Annotated in this window: 19 protein-coding genes and 2 pseudogenes; 14 read left to right on the forward strand and 7 right to left on the reverse strand. The window is 71.9% G+C overall.

Features of this window, described 5'->3' with window-relative positions; translation table 11 throughout:
* The 10 genes and pseudogenes from IR155_RS09250 to IR155_RS09295 form a co-directional block, all read left to right on the forward strand.
* Positions 1-848: pseudogene (locus IR155_RS09250) on the forward strand (ParA family protein); the annotation flags it as partial.
* 106 nt (positions 849-954) lie between these two features.
* Positions 955-2,451, forward strand: coding sequence for a fumarylacetoacetate hydrolase family protein (locus IR155_RS09255; protein ID WP_135114554.1), 1,497 nt, complete (start codon positions 955-957; stop codon positions 2,449-2,451).
* The gene (locus IR155_RS09260; RefSeq protein ID WP_135114555.1) at positions 2,448-3,122 is read left to right on the forward strand and encodes a GntR family transcriptional regulator; all 675 of its coding nucleotides are present in this window, start codon (positions 2,448-2,450) and stop codon (positions 3,120-3,122) included. Before IR155_RS09255 ends, IR155_RS09260 begins: the two co-directional genes overlap by 4 nt.
* Entirely contained in the window at positions 3,119-4,633 is a 1,515-nt protein-coding gene (hpaE, locus tag IR155_RS09265) for a 5-carboxymethyl-2-hydroxymuconate semialdehyde dehydrogenase (protein ID WP_135114556.1), read from the forward strand. The genes IR155_RS09260 and hpaE overlap by 4 nt, the downstream gene beginning before the upstream one ends.
* A 138-nt stretch (positions 4,634-4,771) precedes the next feature.
* Positions 4,772-5,941 (forward strand): 3,4-dihydroxyphenylacetate 2,3-dioxygenase, encoded by a 1,170-nt coding sequence (gene hpaD, locus IR155_RS09270; RefSeq protein ID WP_135114557.1) that lies wholly within the window; start codon positions 4,772-4,774, stop codon positions 5,939-5,941.
* A 13-nt stretch (positions 5,942-5,954) separates the two neighbouring features.
* A complete protein-coding gene (gene hpaH / locus IR155_RS09275; protein WP_135114558.1) occupies positions 5,955-6,740 on the forward strand; it encodes a 2-oxo-hept-4-ene-1,7-dioate hydratase in 786 nt (261 codons plus the stop codon).
* Entirely contained in the window at positions 6,725-7,522 is a 798-nt protein-coding gene (locus tag IR155_RS09280; RefSeq protein ID WP_135114559.1) for an HpcH/HpaI aldolase family protein, read from the forward strand. Before hpaH ends, IR155_RS09280 begins: the two co-directional genes overlap by 16 nt.
* Positions 7,523-7,722: 200 nt before the next feature.
* Positions 7,723-7,902 (forward strand): annotated as a pseudogene (locus IR155_RS15970) (potassium-transporting ATPase subunit C); the annotation flags it as partial.
* 40 nt (positions 7,903-7,942) lie between these two features.
* Positions 7,943-10,471 carry a DUF4118 domain-containing protein gene (locus IR155_RS09290; protein ID WP_135114561.1) on the forward strand — a complete coding sequence of 843 codons (2,529 nt, stop codon included), beginning with the start codon at positions 7,943-7,945 and terminating at the stop codon, positions 10,469-10,471.
* Positions 10,468-11,142: a response regulator gene (locus tag IR155_RS09295; RefSeq protein ID WP_135114562.1), complete on the forward strand. Its 675-nt coding sequence runs from the start codon at positions 10,468-10,470 to the stop codon at positions 11,140-11,142. The genes IR155_RS09290 and IR155_RS09295 overlap by 4 nt, the downstream gene beginning before the upstream one ends.
* 33 nt (positions 11,143-11,175) lie before the next feature.
* Here IR155_RS09295 and IR155_RS09300 read toward each other — a convergent pair whose 3' ends face one another.
* Entirely contained in the window at positions 11,176-12,117 is a 942-nt protein-coding gene (locus IR155_RS09300; protein ID WP_135114563.1) for an SDR family oxidoreductase, read from the reverse strand.
* A 212-nt stretch (positions 12,118-12,329) separates the two neighbouring features.
* Here IR155_RS09300 and IR155_RS09305 point away from each other — a divergent pair, with 212 nt between their 5' ends.
* Complete coding sequence (locus IR155_RS09305; RefSeq protein WP_135114564.1) at positions 12,330-13,169, forward strand: helix-turn-helix transcriptional regulator; 840 nt, start codon at positions 12,330-12,332, stop codon at positions 13,167-13,169.
* A 13-nt stretch (positions 13,170-13,182) separates the two neighbouring features.
* On the opposite strand, the gene IR155_RS09310 is transcribed toward IR155_RS09305, so the two are convergent.
* Both IR155_RS09310 and IR155_RS09315 read right to left on the reverse strand, forming a co-directional pair.
* Positions 13,183-15,705 carry a DEAD/DEAH box helicase gene (locus tag IR155_RS09310; protein WP_135114565.1) on the reverse strand — a complete coding sequence of 841 codons (2,523 nt, stop codon included), beginning with the start codon at positions 15,703-15,705 and terminating at the stop codon, positions 13,183-13,185.
* A gap of 40 nt (positions 15,706-15,745) precedes the next feature.
* Positions 15,746-16,576 (reverse strand): DNA-formamidopyrimidine glycosylase family protein, encoded by an 831-nt coding sequence (locus IR155_RS09315; RefSeq protein ID WP_135114566.1) that lies wholly within the window; start codon positions 16,574-16,576, stop codon positions 15,746-15,748.
* A 130-nt stretch (positions 16,577-16,706) separates the two neighbouring features.
* On the opposite strand from IR155_RS09315, the gene IR155_RS09320 reads away from it, so the two are divergent.
* Both IR155_RS09320 and IR155_RS09325 read left to right on the forward strand, forming a co-directional pair.
* Entirely contained in the window at positions 16,707-17,258 is a 552-nt protein-coding gene (locus IR155_RS09320) for a TspO/MBR family protein (protein ID WP_135114567.1), read from the forward strand.
* Between the two features lie 148 nt (positions 17,259-17,406).
* Positions 17,407-17,622, forward strand: a complete 216-nt coding sequence (locus IR155_RS09325) for a hypothetical protein (RefSeq protein WP_135114568.1) — start codon at positions 17,407-17,409, stop codon at positions 17,620-17,622.
* Positions 17,623-17,667: 45 nt separating this feature from the next.
* Here IR155_RS09325 and IR155_RS09330 read toward each other — a convergent pair whose 3' ends face one another.
* The 4 genes from IR155_RS09330 to IR155_RS09345 form a co-directional block, all read right to left on the reverse strand.
* Positions 17,668-18,696, reverse strand: coding sequence for an ABC transporter ATP-binding protein (locus IR155_RS09330; RefSeq protein WP_135114569.1), 1,029 nt, complete (start codon positions 18,694-18,696; stop codon positions 17,668-17,670).
* 10 nt (positions 18,697-18,706) lie between these two features.
* Positions 18,707-20,368, reverse strand: a complete 1,662-nt coding sequence (locus tag IR155_RS09335) for an ABC transporter permease (protein WP_233441164.1) — start codon at positions 20,366-20,368, stop codon at positions 18,707-18,709.
* The gene (locus IR155_RS09340) at positions 20,365-21,423 is read right to left on the reverse strand and encodes an ABC transporter substrate-binding protein (protein WP_135114570.1); all 1,059 of its coding nucleotides are present in this window, start codon (positions 21,421-21,423) and stop codon (positions 20,365-20,367) included. The genes IR155_RS09335 and IR155_RS09340 overlap by 4 nt, the downstream gene beginning before the upstream one ends.
* Before the next feature lie 83 nt (positions 21,424-21,506).
* On the reverse strand, positions 21,507-22,862 hold the full coding sequence (locus tag IR155_RS09345; protein WP_135114571.1) for an IS256 family transposase: 1,356 nt from the start codon (positions 22,860-22,862) through the stop codon (positions 21,507-21,509).
* A 409-nt stretch (positions 22,863-23,271) separates the two neighbouring features.
* On the opposite strand from IR155_RS09345, the gene IR155_RS09350 reads away from it, so the two are divergent.
* Positions 23,272-24,366 carry a DUF3500 domain-containing protein gene (locus IR155_RS09350; protein ID WP_228066959.1) on the forward strand — a complete coding sequence of 365 codons (1,095 nt, stop codon included), beginning with the start codon at positions 23,272-23,274 and terminating at the stop codon, positions 24,364-24,366.
* Positions 24,367-24,438: the final 72 nt, after the last annotated feature.

Consider the following 24,438-nt stretch of genomic DNA (forward strand, 5'->3'; position numbering starts at 1 on the left):
CGGCTGCCGCGTCCGCCCCGACCGCGCCCTCCCCAGCCGCTCCCGACGCCGACCCGATCGACCTGTTCGCGCCGCTGCACGTCTCGCCCCAGACTCCCGGCACGCGTGCACCCCAGGGCGAGGCAGACACGCGCCGCCCGCGCGCGGAGAGGACCCGGGCCACGAAGTCCGCGAATGACCGCCAGCGGGGCGGGAAGCCCGCCGGCGACAAGCCCGCGACCCGGAAGGAGCCCGCGGCCCCCGAGCGGCGCCGCTCGTTCCTCACCCCCGAGCGCGCGGAGGAGCCGGCCGAGAAGGGATGGCGCGGCTTCCTCGCGAAGACCGGGATGCGCGTCCCCCCGAGTGCCGACGAGCGCGCCGAGCGCGCCGACATGTTCACGGTGTCGCAGCACTGGCCGGGCCCCCGCACGATCGCGATCGTCAACGCGAAGGGCGGCAGCGGGAAGACGCCGACGACCATCCTGACCGCGGCGGTCTTCGCCCGCTACGGCGGGGCCGGCGTGCTCGCGTGGGACCAGATCGTGCTGGCGACCACCACCCGCGCCGAGCACGCCGAGGCAGGGGCGCTGCTGCTCGAGGCGCTCGCCGACCGCGACGCCCGCTCGGCCTCGCTCGTCGAGAACTCCGTGGCGATCGTCAGCCAGGCCGATCCCCACGCGAGCGCGGCCGAGGTGCGCAGCGTCGTCGACGGCTATCGCGACCTGTCGCGCGACGTGGCCGCGATCCCTTACGACCCGGCGATGGCGGGCGGGTACCTCCACTTCACGGCGCTCCGCCCTGCCACCCGCCGCGCGTGGCTGGGAGCGACGGCCGCGATCGCGCGAGGGCTCGGGCCGCAGCGGCCCTGAGGCGGCGCACGCTCGCCGGGCCTTCCCCGCGCGATCCGGATCGTATATCATTTCGGATACGACGCCCGGGATCCGCTCCCGGGGCACGAGAGCGAAGGAGCTCGGAGTGACGGATCCGGCGACCGATCCCCGATTCGCGGCGCTTCCCGCGGTGCCCGGCAAGGTCATCGCGGTGCACCTCGCGTACGAGTCCCGCGCCGCTCAGCGCGGCCGCCGCCCGGCGGCCCCGTCGTACTTCCTGAAGCCGACGAGCTCGATCGCCCCCAGCGGTGCCGAGGTCGAGCGCCCGACCGGCACCGAGCTGCTGGCGTTCGAGGGCGAGGTCGCGCTGATCATCGGCGCTCCCGCTCGCCATGTCTCGGCGGCCGATGCATGGCGCCACGTCGGCTGGGTCACGGCATCGAACGACTGGGGCCTGTACGACCTCCGCGCCAACGACAAGGGCTCGAACCTCCGCAACAAGGGCCGGGACGGCTACACCCCGCTCGGCCCCGGGCTGATCGACGCCCGCGCCGTCGACCCCGCCGGCCTGCGCGTGCGCACCTGGCGCAACGGCGAGCCTGTGCAGGACGACTCCACCGCCCCCGACCGGATGATCTTCCCCCTCGCGCAGCTGATCGCCGATCTGTCGCAGCACCTGACGCTCGAGGTGGGCGACGTCATCCTGACCGGCACTCCCGCCGGGTCGTCCGTCGCCGTGCCCGGTGACGTGATCGAGGTCGAGGTCGACGCCCCGGATGCGCCGGGCGCTCTCACGAGCGGACGCCTCGTCTCGCGCGTCGTCGAGGGGACGGGCGACTTCGATCCGTCGCTCGGTTCGCTTCCCTCGGTCGACGACCTGCAGCGCGAGGAGGCCTGGGGATCGCGCGAGGCGGCGGGCCTTCCCGAGCCCACGCCGATCCTGACCGACGCGCTGCGCGCGAAGCTTCTCGAGGCTCCGGTCGCGGGCCTGTCGCAGCAGCTGCGGCAGCGCGGCATCCGCTCGGTCTTCCTCGACGGGCCCCGCTCGAACACACCGGGGGCCAAGCTCGTCGGCACCGCGAAGACGCTGCGCTTCGTGCCGCTGCGCGAGGACCTGTTCACGGCCCACGGCGGCGGCTACAACGCCCAGAAGCGCGCGTTCGACAGCGTCGAACCGGGCGAGGTGATCGTGATCGAGGCGCGCGGCGACGCCGCCTCCGGCACGCTCGGCGACATCCTCGCCCTGCGCGCGCAGGCCCGCGGAGCCGCCGGCATCGTCACCGACGGCGGCGTGCGCGACTACGCGCAGGTGGCCGGCTTCGACATCCCCGTCTTCTCGCGGGGCCCGCACCCCGCCGTCCTCGGGCGGCGGCACGTGCCGTGGGAGCAGGACGTGACGATCGCCTGCGGCGGCGCGACCGTGCAGCCGGGCGACATCATCGTGGGCGACGACGACGGCGTGATCGTGATCCCGCCGTCCCTCGCCGAAGAGGTCGCCGACGCGTGCCTCGCACAGGAGGCCGAGGACGCGTGGATCGCGTCGCAGGTCGCTGCCGGGCATCCGGTCGACGGGCTGTTCCCGATGAACGCCGAGTGGCGCGCCCGCTACGAGGCCGAGACCGGATCGGGCGGGGCAGGATGAGCACCGTCACCACCGAGAGCAAGTCGCAGCGCGCCTACGAGTGGCTGCGCGAGCGGATCCAGCGGCGCGAGTTCGGCCCCGGCTACCGGCTCGTGCTCGGCTCCGTCGCCCAGGCGCTGGACATGAGCGTGGTGCCGGTGCGCGAGGCGATCCGCCGCCTCGAGGCCGAGGGTCTCGTCGAGTTCGAGCGCAACGTCGGGGCGAGGGTCTCGCTCGTCGACCGCGACGAGTACGCGCACTCGATGCAGACGCTCGGCGTCGTCGAGGGGATCGCCACCGCCCTCGCTGCCCCGCTGCTCACCCCCGCCGACCTCGACCGCGCCGAGGCCGTCAACGCGCGCCTCATCGCGCTGCTCGACGACTTCGACCCGATCGCGTTCACCCGCCTCAACCGCGAGTTCCACTCGATCCTGTTCGAGCCCTGCCCCAACCCGCACATCGTCGACCTCGTGCACCGCGGCTGGACCCGTCTTCACAACCTGCTCGATTCGTCCTTCGCGTTCGTCCCCGGTCGCGCACCCGAGTCGGTGCGCGAGCACGCCCGCATCCTCGAGCTGCTGCGCGCCGGGGCGGCGCCGATCGAGATCGAGCTCGCCGCCCGGCAGCACCGCTGGGGAACCATGAACGCCTACCTCGCCGAGACCGACCCGACAACGCAGGAGAGAGCATGAGCACCACCGCGTGCGACCGCCGCCACGTGCCCGCCGACCTTCCCACGAAGATCCAGCACTACATCGGGGGGACGCACGTCGACTCGATCGACGGCGACACGTTCGACGTGCTCGATCCGGTGTCGAACGAGGTCTATATCCAGGCCGCCGCGGGGAAGAAGGCCGACGTCGACGCCGCCGTCGCGGCCGCCCGCACCGCGTTCCGCGAGGGGCCGTGGCCGAAGATGCTGCCGCGGGAGCGATCGCGCATCCTTCACCGGATCGCCGATCTCGTCGAGTCGCGCGACGCCCGCCTCGCCGAGCTCGAGTCGTTCGACTCGGGCCTGCCGATCACCCAGGCGCTGGGCCAGGCCCGCCGCGCGGCGGAGAACTTCCGGTTCTTCGCCGACCTGATCGTGGCGCAGGCCGACGACACGTTCAAGGTGCCGGGGCGCCAGATCAACTACGTCAACCGCAAGCCGATCGGCGTCGCGGGGCTCATCACGCCGTGGAACACGCCGTTCATGCTCGAGTCGTGGAAGCTCGGCCCCGCGCTCGCGACCGGCAACACGGTCGTGCTGAAACCCGCCGAGTTCACTCCCCTGTCGGCCTCGCTGTGGGCCGGCATCTTCGAGGAGGCGGGCCTTCCCGAGGGAGTGTTCAACCTCGTTCACGGCTTCGGTGAGGACGCCGGCGACGCGCTCGTGAAGCACCCGGATGTGCCGCTCATCTCGTTCACGGGCGAGAGCTCGACGGGGCAGCTGATCTTCGCCAACGCCGCCCCACACCTGAAGGGCCTGTCGATGGAGCTCGGCGGCAAGTCGCCCGCCGTCGTCTTCGCCGACGCCGACCTCGAGGCGGCGGTCGACGCGACCATCTTCGGCGTGTTCTCGCTGAACGGTGAGCGCTGCACGGCCGGATCCCGGATCCTCGTCCAGCGCGACATCTACGACGAGTTCGTCGAGCGCTACGCGGCGCAGGCGAAGCGCGTCAAGGTCGGCTACCCGCACGATCCCGCGACCGAGGTCGGCGCGCTCGTTCACCCCGAGCACTACGACAAGGTCATGTCGTACGTCGAGATCGGCAAGAGCGAGGGCCGCCTCGTCGCCGGCGGCGGCCGGCCGGAGGGCTTCGACGACGGCAACTTCGTCGCCCCTACGGTGTTCGCCGACGTGAAGCCGGATGCCCGCATCTTCCAGGAGGAGATCTTCGGCCCGGTCGTCGCGATCACGCCGTTCGACACCGACGAGGAGGCGCTCGAGCTCGCCAACAACACCAAGTACGGCCTCGCGGCCTACATCTGGACCAACGACCTGAAGCGCGCGCACAACTTCTCGCAGGCGGTCGAGGCCGGCATGGTGTGGCTCAACTCGAACAACGTGCGCGACCTCCGCACCCCGTTCGGCGGAGTGAAGGCCTCGGGCCTCGGCCACGAGGGCGGCTACCGCTCGATCGACTTCTACACCGACCAGCAGGCCGTGCACATCACGCTCGGCAAGGTGCACAACCCCACCTTCGGCATCGGTCGTTGAGCGAGGGAGCGAAGCGACCGAGTCGAAACGGCGGAACATCGCCACGGCAAGGTCACCCCGTTTCGACTCGCTTCGCTCGCTCAACGACCGAGGACCGAGGACCGGGGACCGAGAAAGACAGAAGGCAAGGACGCTGACATGACCGAATCCACCGACCGCCGCGGGACGCTGACCTCGTCGGGGTTCTACGTCTCGCAGGAGGCGCCGATCCAGGCCGACAACGCCGTCGCCACCCCGTCCTCCCCCGCGCCCGACATCCTGCGCTGCGCGTACATGGACCTCGTCGTGACCGATCTCGCGCGGTCGCGCGAGTTCTACGTCGACATCCTGGGGCTCCACGTGACCGAGGAGGACGACGAGGCGATCTACCTCCGCTCGACCGAGGAGTTCATCCACCACAACCTCGTGCTGCGCAAAGGCCCGGTCGCGGCCGTCGCGGCGTTCTCGTACCGCGTGCGCACCCCCGAGGACCTCGACAAGGCCGTGGCCTTCTATGAAGAGCTCGGCTGCCGAGTCATTCGCCGGCCCGAGGGCTTCACCAAGGGCATCGGCGATTCGGTGCGGGTCGAGGATCCGCTGGGCTTCCCGTACGAGTTCTTCCACGCCACCGAGCACACCGAGCGCCTGTCGTGGCGCTACGACCTGCAGTCGCCGGGCGAGCTCGTCCGCCTCGACCACTTCAACCAGGTGACCCCGGATGTGCCCCGCGCCGTGCGGCACTACCAGGACCTGGGCTTCCGCGTGACGGAGGACATCCAGGATGCCGACGGCACCGTCTACGCCGCCTGGATGCGCCGCAAGCCGACCGTTCACGACACCGCCGCGACCGGCGGCGACGGGCCGCGCATGCACCACGTCGCCTTCGCGACGCACGAGAAGCACAACATCCTCGCGATCTGCGACAAGCTCGGCGCCCTGCGCCGCTCCGACGCGATCGAGCGCGGGCCGGGCCGGCACGGCGTCTCGAACGCGTTCTATCTGTACCTGCGCGACCCCGACGGGCATCGCGTCGAGATCTACACGCAGGACTACTACACGGGCGACCCCGACAACCCCGTCATCACGTGGGACGTGCACGACAACCAGCGCCGCGACTTCTGGGGCAACCCGGTCGTGCCGAGCTGGTACACCGAGGCGTCGCTCGTGCTCGACCTCGACGGCAACCCGCAGCCCGTCGTATCGCGCGAGGACAAGAGCGAGATGGCGGTGACGATCGGCGCCGACGGCTTCTCGTACACGCGCCCGCAGGACGAGGATGAGATGCCCTCGTGGAAGCAGGGCGAGTACAAGCTCGGCCACCAGCTGTGACGAGGGGATGACGATGCTGACGCAGGATCAGATCGCGGGCATCGCCGCGGAGCTCGCCGAGGCGGAGCGCACGCACGGGATGATCCCCCGGATCACCGCACGGTTCCCCGAGGCGACGATCGACGACGCCTACGCGATCCAGGGAATCTGGCGCGATCAGCAGGTCGCGGCGGGACGTCGCCTCGTCGGCCGCAAGATCGGTCTGACGTCGAAGGCGATGCAGCAGGCGACGGGCATCACCGAGCCCGACTACGGCGTGATGTTCGACGACACCGTGTGGCAGTCGGGGGCGGTCATCCCCGCCGGCGACTTCTCGAACATCCGGATCGAGGTCGAGCTCGCGTTCGTGCTGAAGGACGCCCTGGAGGGCCCCGCGTGCACGCTGTTCGACGTGCTGCGGGCGACCGAGTACGTCACCCCGGCGCTCGAGGTGCTGAACTCGCACATCGAGATGGAGGGCCGCACAATCGTCGACACGATCAGCGACAACGCGGCGTACGGCGGGATGGTGCTCGGCGGGCGCCCGATGCGACCGGACGACATCGACCTCCGCTGGGTCGGTGCGATGCTGTACCGCAACGAGACCATCGAGGAGACGGGCGTCTCCGGAGGCGTCCTCGGCCATCCCGGGATGGGCGTCGCCTGGCTCGCGAACAAGGTGCATCAGCACGGCGACCGGCTCGAGGCGGGGCAGATCATCCTGGCGGGCTCGTTCACGCGCCCCGTGTGGGTGACGGCCGGCGACAGCATCCTGGCGGACTACGAACGGATGGGGACAATCGCATGCAGCTTCCAGTGAGCCTTCGGGACCGGATCGCCGGATCGGATCGCCCGCTGTTCGGCGGGTGGGTCTGCTCCGGATCCCCCGTGATGGCCGAGATCATGGCGGGCTCCGGCCTCGACTGGCTGCTGATCGACATGGAGCACGGGCCGGTCGGCCTCGGCGAGGTGCAGGGGATGCTGCAGGCAGCCGCGGCATATCCGGTCACGACGGTCGTGCGCGTGCCGGCGAACGACGCCGTGTGGATCAAGCAGGTGCTCGACCTGGGAGCGCAGACGATCATGGTGCCGATGGTCTCGACCGCGGCCGAGGCCGAGGCGGCGGTCGCGCACGCGTCCTATCCGCCCCGCGGCCACCGCGGCGTGGGCAACGCGCTCGCGCGGTCGGGCCGCTGGAACCGCATCGACGGCTACCTCGCGAAGGCAGCGGAGCACACCTCGGTCATCGTGCAGATCGAGACGGCCGAGGGCATCGAGAACGCCCAGGCGATCGCCGCGGTCGACGGCGTCGACGGCGTCTTCGTCGGCCCCAGCGACCTCGCGGCGTCGATGGGGCTCATCGGGCAGCAGACGCATCCGGACGTCGTCGCGGCCGTCCGCCGCGCGTTTGCGGGGGCGCAGGCCGCCGGCACGCCCGTCGGCGTCAACGCCTTCGACCCGGCCGCGGCACGCGACTATGCGGACGCCGGAGCCGAGTTCGTGCTCGTCGGCGCCGACGTCTCGCTCGTCGCCCGCGGGTCTGAGCGCCTCGCGGAGACCTTCATCCGCGAGGCGGGCGACACCGGCCGCGCGTCGTACTGAGGGGTCGCTCCGTCGGACTTGCCCCGAGCTGCCGGTACGAAACGGCAATGCGGGGCAACCGTCGACGGGGCTGCCCCGAAGGCGGGGCCACCGGTGCGCGGGCGCAAGCAGAGCGTGAGCCTTCGCGGCGTGGCCGCATGGGAAGCGTGAGGACGGCACCTGCGGTGGCGGCCGAGGACTTCAATCGGGTTCTGCGCCGGTTGCGGCCGGCGTACGCCCTGCTGCAGGTGCCGCGGATCGCCGCCGAGCGCGGCCTCGACGACGCGGAGGTGCGCGGGCTCGTGGAGTCTAGGATCCAGTCGAGGGATGTCGGCTTCCTCGGGGAGCCCCGCGTGAACGTGCTCGAGCTCAACCTGGCGCTCGACGCGCTCACCGACTGAGGCGGCGCCGGATGCGCGCGCGGACGGAGAAGGGACGGGCATGAGGAGGGGACGGCTGCGGGTGCTGCTCGGCGCCGCCCCCGGCGTCGGCAAGACGTACGAGATGCTCGAGGAGGGGCGGCGCCTGCGCGGCGACGGCCGCGACGTCGTGATCGGCCTCGTCGAGACCCACGGCCGCGCGGCCACCGCGGCGCAGGCCGGGGGCCTGCCTGTCGTTCCCCGGCGCACCGTGCGGCACCGCGACGTCGAGCTGACCGAGCTGGACGTCGACGCGGTGCTCGCCCGCGACCCCGACGTCGCGCTGATCGACGAGCTCGCCCACACCAACGCGCCCGGGTCGCGCAACGAGAAGCGCTGGCAGGACGTCAAGGAGCTTCTCGCCGCCGGGATCGACGTGATCACCACGGTGAACGTGCAGCACATCGAGTCGCTCGGCGACGTGGTGGAGCGGATCACCGGTGTCGCGCAGCGCGAGACGGTTCCCGACGTCGTGGTGCGGGACGCCGACCAGGTCGAGGTCGTCGACCTGGCGCCGCAGTCACTGCGCGACCGCCTCTCCGCCGGTCAGGTGTACCCCGCCGAGCGCATCGACGCGGCCCTGTCGAACTACTTCCGCCTCGGCAACCTCACCGCCCTGCGCGAACTCGCGCTGCTGTGGCTGGCGGACGAGGTCGACAGCGCGCTGCGGCTGTACCGCGAGCAGCAGGGAATCGAGGGAACGTGGCAGACGCGCGAGCGCGTGGTCGTCGCGCTCACGGGCGGACCGGAGGGCGAGACGCTCATCCGTCGCGGCACCCGCATCGCCGCCCGCTCGGCGGGCGGTGAGCTGCTGGCGGTGCACGTCTCGTCGAACGACGGGCTGCGCCCCGGCGTGCCCGGCGCCCTGGGACGACAGCGGGCGCTCGTCGAATCGCTCGGCGGCACCTACCACCAGGTGGTGGCCGACGACGTGCCCCGGGCGCTCGTGGAGTTCGCGCGCTCGGTCGATGCGACGCAGCTCGTCATCGGGGCGAGCCGCCGCAGCCGCCTCGCGGCGGCGCTGACCGGACCGGGGATCGGGGCGACGGTCGTGCGCGAGTCGGGCGACATCGACGTGCACATCGTGACGCACGCCGCCGCGGGCCGCGGCCTGCGTCTGCCGCGGCTGACCGCCGGCGCGCTGAGCTGGAAGCGGCGCATCCTCGGCTTCGTCGCCGCCCTGGCGATCGGCCCGCTGCTGACGTGGCTGCTGAGCGCGCTGCCGCGCGACGACACGCTCGTGGTGCACGTGCTCTCGTACCAGCTGCTCGTCGTCGTCGTGGCGCTGATCGGCGGCATCTGGCCGGCCCTTTTCGCGGCGGTGCTGTCGGGGCTGACGCTGAACGTGCTGTTCGTCGAGCCGGTGCTCACCATCCACATCGCCGAGCCCGAGCACGCCGTCGCCGTGCTGCTGTACGTGATCAGCGCCGCGCTTGTGAGCTGGATCGTCGACCAGTCGGCCCGCCGCACGCGCAGCGCTCAGCGCGCGGCCGCGGAGTCCGAGCTGATGGCCACCGTCGCCGGCAGCGTGCTGCGCGGCGAGAACGCGGCGCAGGCCCTCGTCTCCCGGGCGCGCGAGGCGTTCCGCGCCACGGGCGCACGCCTTCTCTCGCCCGAGGGCGAGGCGCTCGTGACCGACGGCGAGCCCGCGCGCGACGACCGGCATCTCGCCGTGCCCGTCGGCTCGGCAGCGGCGCCCCGCGCGACCCTCGAGCTTCACGGCACCGAGCTCGACGCGGCGGAGCGGCGGCTGCTCGACGTGATCGTCGTGCAGCTGACGGCGATGCTCGAGCACGAGGACCTCAGCCGCACCGCCCGCCAGGCGGACGCCCTCGTCGAGGCGGACAGCGTGCGCACTGCCCTGATGTCGGCCGTCAGCCACGACCTGCGGCGCCCACTCGCCGCGGCGGTCGCGGCGGTCGGCGGCCTTCGCGCCGCGGGCGCGAAGCTGACGGATGAGGACCGCGCTGAACTGCTCGCGACGGCCGACGAGAGCCTCGCGACGCTGTCGACGCTCGTGACCGACCTGCTCGACGTGAGCCGCGTCCAGGCGGGGGTGCTGGCGGTGTCGCTCGGCCCGGTGGACGCGGCGGGCGTTGTGCTCGCGGCCGTCGACGAGCTCGGCCTCGGCCCCGACCGCGTCGACCTCGCCCTCGACCCCGACCTGCCGCCGCTCGAGGCCGACGCGGTGCTGCTGCAGCGGGTGATCGTGAACGTGCTGGCGAACGCCGACCGCCTGTCGCCTGGCGACCGGCGCGTGCGCATCGCGACGAGCAGGATCGGCCGCACGGCGCAGATCCGGATCGTCGACCACGGTCCGGGCGTGCCTGCCGACCGGCAGCAGGACATGTTCGCCCCGTTCCAGCGGATGGGCGACACCGACAACACGACCGGCCTGGGACTGGGCCTCGCCCTCTCCCGCGGCTTCACCGAGGGGATGGGCGGACGGCTGCTCCCCGAGGACACCCCCGGCGGCGGGCTCACGATGGTGATCGAGCTGCCCGTGACCGCGCCGCCCGTGACCGACGAGACCCCGAGGACGGGCCAATGAAGATCCTGATTGCGGACGACGATCCGCAGCTCGTGCGCGCGATGCGCATCACGCTCGGCGCGCACGGATACGACGTGGTCGCGGCGTCCGACGGCGCCGAGGCGATCTCGGTGGCCGCGCAGGCGAAGCCCGACGTGGTGCTGCTCGATCTCGGCATGCCGCGGCTCGACGGCGTCGAGGTCATCCAGGCGATCCGGGGCTGGAGCGACGCGCCGATCGTTGTGGTGTCGGGGCGCACGGGATCGGCCGACAAGGTCGACGCGCTCGACGCGGGCGCCGACGACTACGTCACCAAGCCCTTCCAGATCGACGAGCTGCTCGCCCGGCTGCGCGCGCTCGCGCGGCGCCGGGGAGCGACGCCGTCCGACCCGACGGTAGCGTTCGGGGACGTCCGCGTCGACCTCGCGGCGAAGACCGTCACGCGCGCCGGCGCACCGGTCCATCTCACGCCCACCGAGTGGCGCATGCTCGAGTTCCTCGCCCGCAACCCCGGGGCGCTCGTGACGCGTCAGACCCTGCTCAAGGACATCTGGGGATCCGAGCAGGTCGCCGACACCGGCTACCTGCGCCTGTACATCTCCCAGCTGCGCAAGAAGCTCGAGGCCGATCCGGCGAACCCCCGCCACCTGCTCACCGAACAGGGAATGGGCTACCGGCTCGTGCTCGACTGACCCCGGGGGCCGGTCGACGCCGCGGGGCGCGGTTCACGCGTCCGGGAACGACACCCCCGTGAGGCGCTCCGACAGCTCCCACACGCGCCCGGCGTCGTCGGCGCTGCGCAGCGGGCGGTACAGCGCGTGCTCGGTCGGCGCCCCGCCGAGGTTGCCGAGCCCGCGGGGCCCGTACAGCGCGCCGCCCCGGGAGGCGGGGTCGGTCGCCGCCATGAGCGCCGGCAGCGCCCCGGACTCGACGGTGCCGAGCAGGATGCCCCGCACCGACAGCGCCCGGATCACCCGCACGCTCGTTGTGTCGGCGGAGCGGCCGAGCTCGGGGCGCGCGGCGAGCAGGCTCGTCGGGGCGACACCCGGGTGGGCGAGGTTGCTGGTGATGCCCCAGCCGTGGGCGGCGCTGCGCCGCTCGAGCTCGAGCCCGAACAGTCCGTAGGCGATCTTCGACTGGCTGTAGGCGCGCTGGCCGTCGTAGCGACCTTCCCAGTTGTGGTCGTCCCAGTTGATGCGGCCGCTGCGCGCGGCGACGCTGATCTGCGACGTGACGCGGGCCCTCCCCTCGCGCAGCAGCGGAAGCAGGCGCCCGACGAGGGCGAAGTGGCCGAGGTGATTTGTGCCGAACTGCAGCTCGAACCCGTCGGCCGTCGTCTGGCGATCCGGCGGCGTCATCACCCCCGCGTTGCCGATCAGCAGGTGAAGGGGGCGCCCCTCGTCCAGCAACGTGTCGGCCAGCGCCGTCACCGAGACGAGGCTCGACAGGTCGAGGCTGCGCAGCACGAGGGCGGCGCCGGGGACCTGCGCGCGGATCGTCGCCGCGGCCTTCTCGCCCTTGGCGGGGTTGCGGACGGGCATGATCACCTCGGCGCCGGCCGCGGCGAGGCGGGCCGCGATGCGCAGGCCCATCCCGTCGCTCGCGCCCGTGACGAGCGCGCGGTGCCCCGACAGGTCGGGCACGGTGAGGTCGATGGTGCGAGGCATGGCGGCTCCTGTTCGAGCGGAATCGGGGTCTTCGACGATCCTGCGCCGCCCGGCGCGCGCCATCCAGGACCCGCCGATCAGTGCCTCGCGCATCCGCTCCTCACCCATCCGCATCCGGCCGAGGGGCGAGCCGCGCGCAGGGGTGACCGGCGATGCCTGGCTGAGGAACCGACGGCAGGGTAGAAACGAAGCAGCCGACGATGGGGGGATCGATGGATCGGACGGGGCTCGCCGCATTCCTGCGCAGCCGACGGGAGGCGCTGCAGCCCGAGGACGTCGGCCTTCGCCCGGGGTCGCGTCGCCGGACCGTCGGGCTGCGGCGCGAGGAGGTCGCGGCACTCAGCCACATGTCGACCGACTACTACGCGCGCCTCGAGCGCGGCACCGGGCCGCATCCCTCGCCGCAGATGCTCGGGTCGATCGCGCAGGGCCTTCACCTCACGCTCGACGAGCGCGACCACCTGTACCGGCTCGCCGGCCAGCATCCGCCGTCGCGGGGCGCATCGAGCGAGCACGTCAGCCCCGGCCTGCTGCGGGTGCTCGACCGCCTGTCCGACACCCCGGCCGAGATCGTGACCGAGCTCGGCGAGACGCTGCGGCAGACCCCGCTCGGGGTCGCCCTGACCGGCGACACCGCGAGCCTGCAGGGGCCGGACCGCAGCATCGGCTACCGGTGGTTCACCGATCCGGCGGCGCGACGGCTGTACGCGCCGGAGGAGCACACGTTCCTCACCCGCCTGTACGCTTCGGGCCTGCGCGAGCTCGCGGCGCTGCGCGGCCCCGGCTCGCGCGCCGCGCAGTTCGCCGCGCTGCTGCTCGAGCGCAGCGCCGAGTTCCGCCGGGCCTGGGACGCCCACGAGGTCGGCCTGCGACCTCGCGACGTCAAGCGGTTTATGCATCCGCAGCTCGGGCTGCTCGAGCTCACGTGCCAGCGCCTGCTGGATCCGGATCAGTCGCACGCCCTGCTCGTCTACACCGCGGCTCCGGGCACCGAGAGCCACGAGAAGCTGCGCCTGCTGTCGGTGATCGGCGCGCAGCCGCTGCCCGCCTGATCCCCCGCGGCGACTACAGCCGCACGACCTCGGTCACGCGGACGACGGCCGCACCCGCCTCGTCTGACGCGGCGAGGTCGACCTCGGCGCGGATGCGCCAGTCGTGGTTTCCCGCCGGGTCGTCGATGACCTGCTCGACCGTCCAGGCCTCGCGGTCGCCATCCGGGCCGTGCTCGGTGATCCGGCACAGCTGCGGCGAGCGCGCGGCGCCCGAGATGCCGATCGACTCGTGCTCGTCGTAGTACGCGTCCAGCGCCTCGGGCCAGCCGGCATCCGGATCCAGTTCGACGAGCTCGTCGTCGGCCTCGCGCGCGGCGAGCTGCACACGGCGGAACAGCTCGTTGCGCACAAGCACCGTGAACGCGCGGCGGTTCTGCACGAGGGACGGCGGCGCGGGAGGCACGACCGGCTCGTCCGATCCGTGCGCGTCGGCGCCCGACACGAGTGCCTCCCACTCGTCCACGAGGCTCGAGTCGACCTGACGCACGAGCTCGCCAAGCCACGCGATGATGTCGAGCAGCTCCTCGGTGCGCGCCTCGGCGGGAACCGTCTGCCGGATCGCGCGGTACGCGTCGCTGAGGTACCGCAGCACGAGGCCCTCGCTGCGGCCGAGCTGGTACCAGTTCGTGAACTCGGCGAAGCTCATCGCCCGCTCGAACATGTCGCGCACGACCGACTTCGGCTTCAGCTCGAAGTCGCGCACCCACGGCTGGCTCGTCGCGAACACCTCGAAGGCCTGCGCCAGCAGCTCGTCGAGCGGCTTCGGGTAGGTGATGTCCTCGAGCAGGGCCATCCGCTCGTCGTACTCGATCCCCTCGCGCTTCATCGCGGCGACGGCCTCGCCGCGCGCCTTGAACTCCTGCTGGCTGAGGATCGCGCGCGGATCGTCGAGCGTCGCCTCGATCACGCTCACGACATCCAGCGCGTAGTGACCGGTCCCCGCGGCGCCGGGGGCGTCATCCGGATCGAGCAGCTCGATCGCCGCGAGCGCGAACGGCGACAGCGGCTGGTTGAGCGCGAAGTTCGGCTGCAGTTCGACGACGAGCCGGATGTCCCCCGCGGGAGTGACCTCGACGATGCCGGCATCGCGCAGCGTGCGGAAGATCGCGATGGCGCGGCGGGCGAGCGCGTACTTCCGCGCGCGCGGCTCGTGGTTGTCGAACACGAGCGAGCGGACGTTGCCGAACACGTCCCCGCCGCGGCCGATGACGTTGATGATCATGGCCGAGGTGATCTGCAGCTGCGGGGTCAGCGGCTCGGGAATCGCGTCGACGAGCTTGTCGAACGTGGCCTCGCTCCAGGAGACGAACCCGGCCGGCGCCGACTTCCGCTGCACCTTCTTGAGCTTCTTCGGGTCGTCGCCGGCCTTCCGCAGCGCCTGCTCGTTCTCGATCTCGTGATCCGGGGCCATCACGACGACGTTGCCGTAGGGGTCGTAGCCCGCCCGCCCGGCGCGGCCCGCAATCTGGTGGAACTCGCGCGCCGAGAGGCGGCGCATCCGGGTTCCGTCGTACTTCGACAGCGCCGAGATCAGCACCGTCCGGATGGGGACGTTGATGCCGACGCCGAGGGTGTCGGTGCCGCAGATCACGCGCAGCAGGCCGCGCTGCGCGAGGGTCTCGACGAGGCGCCGGTACCGCGGGAGCATGCCGGCGTGGTGGACGCCGATCCCCGCCCGCACGAGGCGCGACAGCTGCTTGCCGAAGGCCGTGGTGAAGCGGAACCCGCCGATCGCCTCGGCGATCGCGTCGCGCTGCTCGCGTGTGGAGACCTTCACGTTCGCGAGCGCCTGCGCCCGCTCCATCGCCGCGGCCTGCGAGAAGTGGACGATGTAGATCGGGGTCTCGTGCTCCTCGAGCAGCTTCTCGACGAGCTCGTGCGCGGCGCGCTTCTCATACGTGTGGTGAAGCGGCACGGGACGCTCCGCGCCGGCGACGAGCGTCGTCTCGCGTCCGGTGCGCCGCCGGAGGTCGGCCTCGATCTCGCTCGTATCCCCGAGCGTGGCCGACATCAGCAGGAACTGCGCGCGCGGCAGAAGCAGCAGCGGCACCTGCCAGGCCCAGCCGCGGTCCGCGTCGCCGTAGTAGTGGAACTCGTCCATCACGACCTGCGCGACGTCCGCGTCCGCGCCCTGCCGCAGCGCGAGGTTCGCGAGGATCTCCGCGGTGCAGCACACGATCGGCGCATCCGGGTTCACGGACGAGTCGCCCGTGACCATCCCGACGTTCTCGGCGCCGAAGATGTCGACGAGGGCGAAGAACTTCTCGCTCACGAGGGCCTTGATCGGCGCCGTGTAATACGTACGTCCGCCCTCGGCCATCGCCACGGCGTGGGCGGCGATGGCGACGAGCGACTTGCCGGTGCCGGTCGGAGTGGCGAGGATGACGTTCGCTCCCGACACCAGCTCGATCACCGCCTCGTCCTGCGCCGGGTAGAGGCTGAGCCCTCGCTCCCCCGCCCATGCGACGAAGGCGTCGTAGATGCCGTCGGCGGAGCCGTCGGTCGCGCGCACGGCGTCGAGCAGGGTGGAGGTCATCCTGTCGAGTCTGCCACCCCGCCCCTGGGCACAGCCCCGGTCACCCCTCGAGCGGAACCCCGCCGGTCTGGCACGTCGCGCAGTACTGCGCGTTCCCCTTCGACGCCGGCACGTCGCGCACCTCGTCGCCGCACACGGGACAGACCTCGCCCGTGCGGCCGTGCACGCGCATCGCGGCGACCTTCTCGGCTTTCTGCCGGTCGAGCGGCACGTCGCGGCGGGCGGCGAACGCGCCGCCGAGGATGTCGCGGATCGCGGCGTACAGGCGGTCCCGCTCGGCGTCGGTGAGGGATGCCGCGTGCGCGACGGGCGAGAGCTTGGCCGCGTGAAGGATCTCGTCGGAGTACGCGTTGCCGATGCCGGCGAGCGACTCCTGCTCCTGCAGCAGGGCCTTGAGCTGCTTGCGCCGGCCCTTCGCGATGCCGTCGAACGCCTCCCGGGTGAATGCGTCGGAGAGCGGATCCGGCCCGAGCTTGGCGACGGACGGCTCGCTCGTCGCGTCGTCGGTGACCGAGACGTTCAGCGACAGCCAGTCGCCCGCGTCGGTCAGGGCGAGTTCGGCGCCGTCCTCGAACGTGACGCGCACGATCACGGGCGGCGCCTCATCCGGATCCGTCCCCGGCTCCTCGGCCCAGCGTGCCCAGCCGGCGCGCCCGAAGCCGATCAGCAGGCTTGGGCCGTCCGTGTCGAGCGCGACGTGTTTGCCGAAGCGGCGCACTCCCGCGAGGGTGCGGCCGCTCAGCTCGGTGAGGGGCCTGGCGCGCGTCTTCAGCGCGCGGAACTCCTCGAGTTCGACCTCGCGGATGACGCGTCCGACCGCGTTGGCCCGCACGAATCCGGCGAGCGCATCCACCTCGGGCGATTCGGGCACGCGGTCCTTCCTCTCGCGACGGGTTCTGCCGGGCGGCTCGGTCGCGGCGCCCGCACGCTCACCCTGGACCAGCGCGGCGACCGAGCGCAATCCCCTCCCGGCCTGCCTTCGGCTCGCGTACCGTCGCGGCATGACGCCCCGCTCATCCGACCCCCGCACCGCCGCCGCAGCACCCTCGGTCGGACGCCAGGTCGCCGTCGGGGCGGTGCTGCTTGCCGCCGTGACGATCGTGGCGGCCGGCGGATCGCTCGTGACGATCGGCAACGTCGAGGGCTGGTACGCGGAGGCGGCCAAGGCACCCTGGACCCCGCCGAACGGGGTGTTCGGCCCGGTCTGGACGGTCCTGTACGCCGGGATCGCCGTGGCCTGCTTCCTTGTCTGGCGACGCGGCCGGCGCGGCGCGGACCGGCCTAACGCGGCGCGCCCCTGGCTCGCCGGCTGGGCTGTGCAGCTTGTGCTCAACGCGGCATGGACGCCGACGTTCTTCGGCGGTTTCCCGCTGATCGGCGAGGCGGCGTGGTGGATCGCGGCGGCGATCATCCTCGTCCTGCTCGGCGTCGTGGTGTGGCTGGTGATCACCGCCGCGCGATGGTCGCGCCTGGCGATGGGGATCATGATCGCCTACGCGATCTGGCTCGCCTTCGCCTCGACCCTCAACATCGCGGTAATCGCGCTGAACTGAATCCGAATCCTCGTCGCCGGGCGGCGGTCCGGACTCAGCCGGCCGCGCTCGGCCGGGCGAGCAGTCGCGCGGCGCGGACAACTGACAGGGCCCGGCGCGGAGCGCAACCCCCTCGCGCGGCGCCCGGTGCGGTCGTAACGTCGCTCCCATGGCACTCGACACAATGCTCGCCGCAGAGATCGAACAGCAGCTGAAGCCCCTCGACGCCGCCGGACGCGCGCAGTTCCTCCTCGACCTCGTCGAGGTCGTGCACAACTTCGCCACCTCCGAGGCGGTCGGCGAGGCCGAGACCGGATCCGTCGACACCGGATCGCTCGACGCGGTGCGCGAGGCGGCCCGCGCGCACGTCGACGCGACGCACTGACGCGCTGGCCCGCGGATCCACCGAGGCGGCGCCCGCCGGAGCGGGTCAATCCGCCGGATAGAACCGCGCGCGGCGGACGACGACATCCACCCGCGCGCCGCCGACCGGGCGCATGCCGGTGGTGTGCGCCCGCAGCGCGATCCCGTCCCAGTCGACGACGACGTCGCCGCCGCGCTCCGTGAACAGGGAGGAGCGCACAACGGCGGCTCCCTCGTCCGACGGCACGAGCTCGACGTCCGAGGGCAGGATGGCCGCCTCCACGCGGCCGCTCACCCCGTCCGCGGGCAGCCGAAGCGGATGCCTCTCCGCCTCGAACCAGCCGGCCTCGGCCGCGCCCGCCACGACGGTCGCATCGGTCAGGAAGCGCGCGACGAACGGGTCGGCGGGCTCGCGCAGCAGCTTCTCCGGCGGTGCTACCTGGCGGATCGCCCCTGCTTCGAGCACCGCGACGCGGTCGGCGAGGGCGAGCGCCTCGGATCGGTCGTGCGTCACGTGCACCACCGTGAGCCCCAGCTCGCGCGTCAGGGCGTGAAGCTCGAGACGCAGCCGGTCGCGCAGGGGCTCGTCCAGCGCCGACAGCGCCTCGTCGAGCAGCAGCACGCGGGGCCGCGACACCAGCGCCCTGGCGAGGGCTACCCGCTGGCGCTGCCCGCCCGACAGCGTCGCGGGGTCGCGCCGCGCGTAGCCCTCGAGGCCCACCATCTCCAGCGCGCCGGCGACGCGCTGCTCACGCTCGGCCCGCGGCACGCGCGCGCGACGCAGCGGGTAGTCGACGTTGCGGCCGACGCTCCAGTGCGGCCAGACGGCGTGCTGCTGGAAGACCATGCCGAGGTCGCGACGCTCGGGCGGCACGAAGGATCCCTCCCCCGCAACGGCGACTCCGCCGATCCGGATCGCTCCGCTCGTCGGGCTGAGGAACCCGGCGATCGTGCGCAGCAGCGTCGTCTTGCCCGAGCCGGACGGGCCGACGAGCGCGACGAACTCGCCGTCGCCGATCTCGAGGTCCACGGCGTCGAGACCGACGGATCCGCCCGGGTAGCGCACCGAGACGGCAGAGAGGGACACGGAAGACATGGCGCTCCGATCAGGCGGCCCGGCGGGTGGCGAGGCCGAGCACGGCCAGGCCGAGCACCGCGACCACGAGGGACAGCGCAGACGCCGCGTTGAACGCACCCGCCTGCTGCAGGTTGAAGATGACGACGCCGAGCGTCTGCGAGCCCGGGGAGAGCAGCAGCACCGAGAGGGTCAGCTCGCGCACGGCGGTGACGGCCACGACCACCGCACCGGACACCGCGGCGGGAAGCGCCATCCGGCACGAGATGTCGATGAGCGCGCGCAGGCGCCCGGCACCCGAGACGCGGGCAGCCTCCTCGGCGCTCGCCGGCGTGGCCGACAGCGGCGCGATGACCGACTGCACAACGAGCGCCACGAACGACGTCACGTACGCGCACAGGATGATCCAGGGCGTGTTGAACAGGCCGATCCGCGGCGCGAGCACAAGCCACGCGACCGCGATGACAAGCCCCGGGATGGCCTGCGGCAGGGTCGAGACGGCGAGCAGCCCGCGACGCCCCGCGAGGCGCGTGCGGGTGGCGAGCACGCCGACCGCGAGGCCGATGACGCCGCAGAGCACCGCCGCCAGCGCCGCGAGCATGATCGAGTTGCCCGCCCCGGCGACGGTGTTGGGCGACGAGAGCGCACGGCCCAGGTTGTCGAGCGTGAGGTTCTCGGGCGTGTACGGAAGTCCGGGCGCACGCAGCAGGGTCTGGCCGAGCAGCGCGAGCAACGGCAGCAGCGTTGTGGTGAGCACCGCAGCCCACGCGATCGCCGCGATCGGCAGCCGCCCCGCCCCGAGCGGAAGCAGGGTCGGCGGCGAGCTCGAGGCGTCGAGCTCCCAGCCGCCGCGGCCGATCAGCGTGTCGAGCACCAGGGCGAGTGCCGCGATCGCGAGCAGCACGGTGCCGATCGTCGCCACGACGGCGAGCGGATCGTCGATCGTTCCCGACTGCAGGTAGCGGTAGACGAGCGTCGCGAGGGTCGTGAAGCGCTCGGGCAGGCCGATGATCGACGGGATGCCGAAGTCGGCGAGGTTGCCGACGGCGATCAGCATGAACGACGACAGCATCGCGGGTCGCAGCAGCGGCAGTGTCACGGTGGCGAGCGCGCGCAGGGGCCCGGCCCCGGCGATCCGCGCGGCCTGCTCGAGGTCGGCGGGAACCCGCCGCAGCGCCGCCGAGACGACGAGCAGCGCGACGGGGCAGCTGTGGATCGCGAGCAGGATGACCACGCCGTCGCCGCCGTACACCGACCACAGGGGCTGGCCGGTGATCCCGCGCCACCACAGGTTGAGCGGGCTCGCGGGGCCGGCGATGCCGAGCCAGGCGATGGCTCCGACGAACGGCGGCACGAGCAGGGGGCTGAGGGCGAACAGCCGCAGCGCCCGGCGTCCCGGCAGATCCGACCGCTCGATCAGGATGGCGAGCGCCGTCCCGGCCGCCACCGCCAGCAGCGCCGACAGCGTCGCCGACGTGAAGCTGTTCACGCCCGCCTCGAGCACCTCGGGCTCGGCGAGGACGGCGAGCTGCGGCCGGCTCGCAGCGAGGAAGACGACGGCCGCGAGCGGCGCGAGCACGAGCGCGGCGAGTGCGACCCACGCGGCCGCGCTCAGCCCGGTGAGGCCATCCGGCCGCGCCGCATCGCGGGCCCGGCGCAGGGCCGGACCCGCGATGCGGACGGGGAGACTCACTTCAGGAAGAGGTCGCGGAACGTCTCCACGGCGGCGTCCTGCGTCGAGCGGATGGTCTCCAGGTCGGGAGCCAGGATCGTCAGGTCGTCGAGCGCGGGCGCGCCCTCCGGGGTGCCGACGTCCGAGCGCACCGGGAGGTACGACTGCTCGACCGCCAGCGTCTGACCCTCGGCGCTGATCAGGAAGTCGACGAACGCCTGGGCGGCCTCGGGCGACTCGGTGTCGGCGAAGATGCCCGCGGGCTGCGATACGAACGGCACGCCCTCCTCGGGGTAGGCGACGGCGATCGGCGAGCCCTGCGCGGCGAGCTCGCGCACGAGGTAGTCGACGACGATGCCGACGGGCTGCGTGCCGGTCGCGACCGCCTGCGACACCGGGCCGTTGCTGTCGGCGATCACGGGCTTGTTGGCGGCGAGCTTCGTCAGCCACTCCTCGCCGAGCGCGGGCTCGTCGAGCCACACGGCGGCGTTGTATGCGGCGGCGCCCGAGACGTCCGGGTTCGGCATCACGATCTTGTCGGCGTAGGCCGCGTCCGTCAGGTCGGCCCAGGACGTCGGGGGCTCGGTGATGAGGCTCGTGTTGTACGCGATCACCGTGGGGATGATGCGCGTGCCCGTGTAGAAGCCCTCGGGGTCCACGAGCGCCGGGTCGAGCTTGTCCGCATCGGCCGGCGTGTACTCGAGCAGCAGGTCGTCGGCCGCGTAGTTCTCGAACGTGCCGGCGTCGGCGGCGAGCAGCACGTCGGCGCCGATGTCGCCCGACTCCTGCTCGGCCGCGATGCGCGCGGTGAGGTCGCCCGTGCCGGCGCGGAAGATCTCGACCGTCACTTCGGGGTGGATCTCGTTGAAGGCGGCGACGAGCGCGTCGGCCTTCTCCTGCGGCTCCGACGTGTAGAGCGTGATCGTGGCCGGCTCGAGCGCCGTGGCGGGTGCTTCCGCGGCAGGATCGACGGAGGCCGAGGGGTCGGCGGATCCGGCGGGAGCGGCGCAGCCGGCGAGGGTGAGCACGGCGAGACCGGTCAGGAAGATGGAGGCGGGAACGCGGGTAGCGGGCATGACTTCCTCTGGTTCGGCAGAGAGGGTGGGCGGGCAGTGAGCTTGTCAAATGGTGTGTGTAAGGGGGCGGTGCCTCGGGGGTGTTAGAGGTAGGGCTGGACGCGGTCGGGGAAGGCGATCGCGAGCTGTTCGAGGGCCTTCTTCCAGTTCGTGACGACCTGCCCTTCGACGAGGCGTCCTTCGGCCTTGCGTTTGGCGCCGCGGCCGAGGCCGCGTTCCTTCTCGCGGTCGCGGGCGCGTTTGTCTTCGATGTTGCATATCGCCAGCCAGAGCAGCTTCACCACCGCGAGGTCGTTCGGGAAGTGCCCGCGGTTCTTGGTGACCTTCCGCAGCTGGTAGTTCAGCGACTCGATCGCGTTGGTGGTGTAGATCACCCGCCTCACTTCGGGCGGGAACGCGAGGAACGGCGTGAACCGCTCCCAGGCGTCGGTGAACACCGCGACCGCGTGCGGGTTCGCCTGCCCCAGAGGCGACGCCTTGAACGCCTCCAGCTCGCGTTCGGCAGCGTCCGCGCTCGGGGCCTGGTAGATCGGCTTGAGCGCGGCCGCGACGGCCTTGCGCTGCCCGTAGCCGACGAACCGCATCGCGTTGCGGATCAGGTGGACCACGCAGGTCTGGACCATCGAATCGGGCCAGGTCGCCTCGATCGCCTCGGGGAACCCGGTGAGCCCGTCGCAGCAGACGATCAGGACGTCGCGGACGCCGCGGTTGGCGAGCTCGGCGCAGACACCCGCCCAGAACTTCGCGCCCTCGGTGGCCTGGATCCAGATGCCCAGGACGTGCTTGATCCCGTCCATGTCGACGCCGACGGCGATGTGCGCGGCCTTGTTGCGCACGTGCCCGCCGTCGCGGACCTTCACGATCAGCGCGTCCAGGTAGATCACCGGGTAGAACGCCTCCAGCGGGCGCGACTGCCAGGCCAGGACCTCATCGGCGATCTCGTCGACGATGTTCGAGATCGTCTCGTGCGACAGCTCCGTCCCGACCGTCGAGGCGAGGTGGTGCTCGATGTCGCGGACGGTCATCCCGCCGGCGTAGAGCGAGACGATCATCTCGTCCAGCTGCGACAGCCTGCGGCTGCCGGTGGGGACCAGACGTGGCGTGAACGACCCGTCCCGGTCCCGCGGGATGCGCAGCTCGACATCGCCGACGCTCGTGCCCACGGTCTTCGGGAACGACCCGTTACGGGAGTTCGGGAACACGTGCGCCTCGGGGTCGCCCTTCTCGTAGCCGACGTGATCGGTCAGCTCCGCCTGCAACCCGCGCTCCAGGCCCCGCTTGATCAGTTCCTGGATGAACCCGCCGTCACCGTCGAGCTGGATCTCGCCGGAGTCGATCTTCGCGAACAGGTCGTCGAAGACGCCTGCTTCCTCGAGACGCTTCGCGCGCTCTTCCTGAGCGTTGCGGCGCGCTTCACGCGCCTGCTTGTCGATCGCCAATGTGGTGCTTCCTTTCGTAAGGAGACCCACCCCTTACACACACCATTTGACAGGCTCCGGGCAGTCTGACTCGTTTCAATGAACGAGCAGTGACGCGCAGCGATATCGCCGGAGAACGCACGAAACCCCGGCCAGAAGGCTCTTCTGACCGGGGTTTCCGCACTCGGCCGGAGCATGCTGCGGCATAGAAACCTCATAGGTTCGCCAGAGATCCAGCTCCGGGAGGCCTCGTACCGTCGCAGACATGAACCCCGCGCCTATGCCTTCCAAACCCTCCCGCCTGCGCCGCCGCACTGCCACCTTGCTCGCGGCATCCACCATCGCGCTGTCCGTCGCCCTCGCCGGCTGCGCCTCCGCCACGCCCGCGGCAAGCAGTCCGTCGAGCTCCGCCTCGTCGACGACCACTGACATGAGTTCGAGCGAGACGACCACGGCCGAGACCGACACCACCGCGTCGTCCGAGACGACCGACGCGGCGACGACCGCCGAGACGATCGCAAGCACGACGTCCGCTGCCGACGCCTTCATCGCCACCCTCACCGTAGAGCAGCACGAGACGCTGCTCTACGCCTACGACGACGACACCAAGACGACCTCCTGGAGCAACTTCCCGGTGACCTTCGTCGAGCGCGCGGGGCTGAACCTCGCCGACCTCACGGAGGAACAGCGACAGGCGGCGCTCACTGTGCTCGAGTCGCTCCTCAGCGACGAGGCGTACGCGACAGTCGTCGGCATCATGGGCGGCGACCAGTACCTGCTCGAGAACAGCTCGAGCACCGAGAGCTCGCTTGGGCAGTACTACATCGCGTTCTTCGGCGATCCGTCTGACACCAGCGCCTGGGAGGTGCAGTTCGGCGGGCACCACCTCGGGATCAACGCCACGCTCGACGGCTCCACCGACGAGGTCACCTTCGCTCCCACCCACCTGGGTGTGCAGCCGGCCGTCTACACGGACGCCGACGGGAACACCGTTCAGCCGTTCGACGGCATCTACACCGACGCGTTCGCGTTCTTCGACAGCCTCACGGCCGAGCAGCAGGCGACGCTCACCTCGGGTGACGTGAGCATGTGCGCTCCGGGCGACACCTGCGACTTCTCCACCGGCTCGGGTCTCACCGGCGCCGACCTCACCGACGAGCAGAAGCAACTGCTGCTCGCCCTGATCTCGAACTGGGCCGGCATGGCCGACGAGCAGTCAACGGCCACGGCGCTCACCGAGATCGAGGCCACGCTCGACGACACCGTCATCGCCTGGTCGGGCGAGACCAGCTACGACATGACCACCGGCGACGGCATCTCGTTCTCGATCTCCGGTCCCAACGTCTACATCGCGCTCCAGGCCCAGCAGGGATCGGCCGGCGCCGACGTCGACGGCGTCTCCACCTCCGGATGGGGACACGTTCACACCATCTACCGCGACCCGACGAACGACTATGCCGGCAGCGTCACCCAGCAGGCCGGCTCAGGCATGGGCGGCGGCCCCGGAGGCGCTCCCGGCGAGTGACACCGGGATGACCCGGACTGGGGCTCTCGGAGGGACCTGGGCGTCGGTACCCATGCGGGGACTGCACCACAA

The organism is Microbacterium paludicola, from assembly GCF_015235415.1.
Lineage (GTDB): Bacteria > Actinomycetota > Actinomycetes > Actinomycetales > Microbacteriaceae > Microbacterium > Microbacterium paludicola.

What these genes read in the sequence shown, in the direction of transcription:
- IR155_RS09260 (WP_135114555.1), top strand. Translation starts at nt 2,448, where the DNA reads ATGAGCACCGTCACCACCGAGAGCAAGTCGCAGCGCGCCTACGAGTGG.
- hpaE (WP_135114556.1), top strand. Translation starts at nt 3,119, where the DNA reads ATGAGCACCACCGCGTGCGACCGCCGCCACGTGCCCGCCGACCTTCCC.
- hpaD (WP_135114557.1), top strand. Translation starts at nt 4,772, where the DNA reads ATGACCGAATCCACCGACCGCCGCGGGACGCTGACCTCGTCGGGGTTC.
- hpaH (WP_135114558.1), top strand. Translation starts at nt 5,955, where the DNA reads ATGCTGACGCAGGATCAGATCGCGGGCATCGCCGCGGAGCTCGCCGAG.
- IR155_RS09280 (WP_135114559.1), top strand. Translation starts at nt 6,725, where the DNA reads ATGCAGCTTCCAGTGAGCCTTCGGGACCGGATCGCCGGATCGGATCGC.
- IR155_RS09290 (WP_135114561.1), top strand. Translation starts at nt 7,943, where the DNA reads ATGAGGAGGGGACGGCTGCGGGTGCTGCTCGGCGCCGCCCCCGGCGTC.
- IR155_RS09295 (WP_135114562.1), top strand. Translation starts at nt 10,468, where the DNA reads ATGAAGATCCTGATTGCGGACGACGATCCGCAGCTCGTGCGCGCGATG.
- IR155_RS09300 (WP_135114563.1), bottom strand. Translation starts at nt 12,117, where the DNA reads ATGCCTCGCACCATCGACCTCACCGTGCCCGACCTGTCGGGGCACCGC.
- IR155_RS09305 (WP_135114564.1), top strand. Translation starts at nt 12,330, where the DNA reads ATGGATCGGACGGGGCTCGCCGCATTCCTGCGCAGCCGACGGGAGGCG.
- IR155_RS09310 (WP_135114565.1), bottom strand. Translation starts at nt 15,705, where the DNA reads ATGACCTCCACCCTGCTCGACGCCGTGCGCGCGACCGACGGCTCCGCC.
- IR155_RS09320 (WP_135114567.1), top strand. Translation starts at nt 16,707, where the DNA reads ATGACGCCCCGCTCATCCGACCCCCGCACCGCCGCCGCAGCACCCTCG.
- IR155_RS09325 (WP_135114568.1), top strand. Translation starts at nt 17,407, where the DNA reads ATGGCACTCGACACAATGCTCGCCGCAGAGATCGAACAGCAGCTGAAG.
- IR155_RS09330 (WP_135114569.1), bottom strand. Translation starts at nt 18,696, where the DNA reads ATGTCTTCCGTGTCCCTCTCTGCCGTCTCGGTGCGCTACCCGGGCGGA.
- IR155_RS09340 (WP_135114570.1), bottom strand. Translation starts at nt 21,423, where the DNA reads ATGCCCGCTACCCGCGTTCCCGCCTCCATCTTCCTGACCGGTCTCGCC.
- IR155_RS09350 (WP_228066959.1), top strand. Translation starts at nt 23,272, where the DNA reads ATGAGTTCGAGCGAGACGACCACGGCCGAGACCGACACCACCGCGTCG.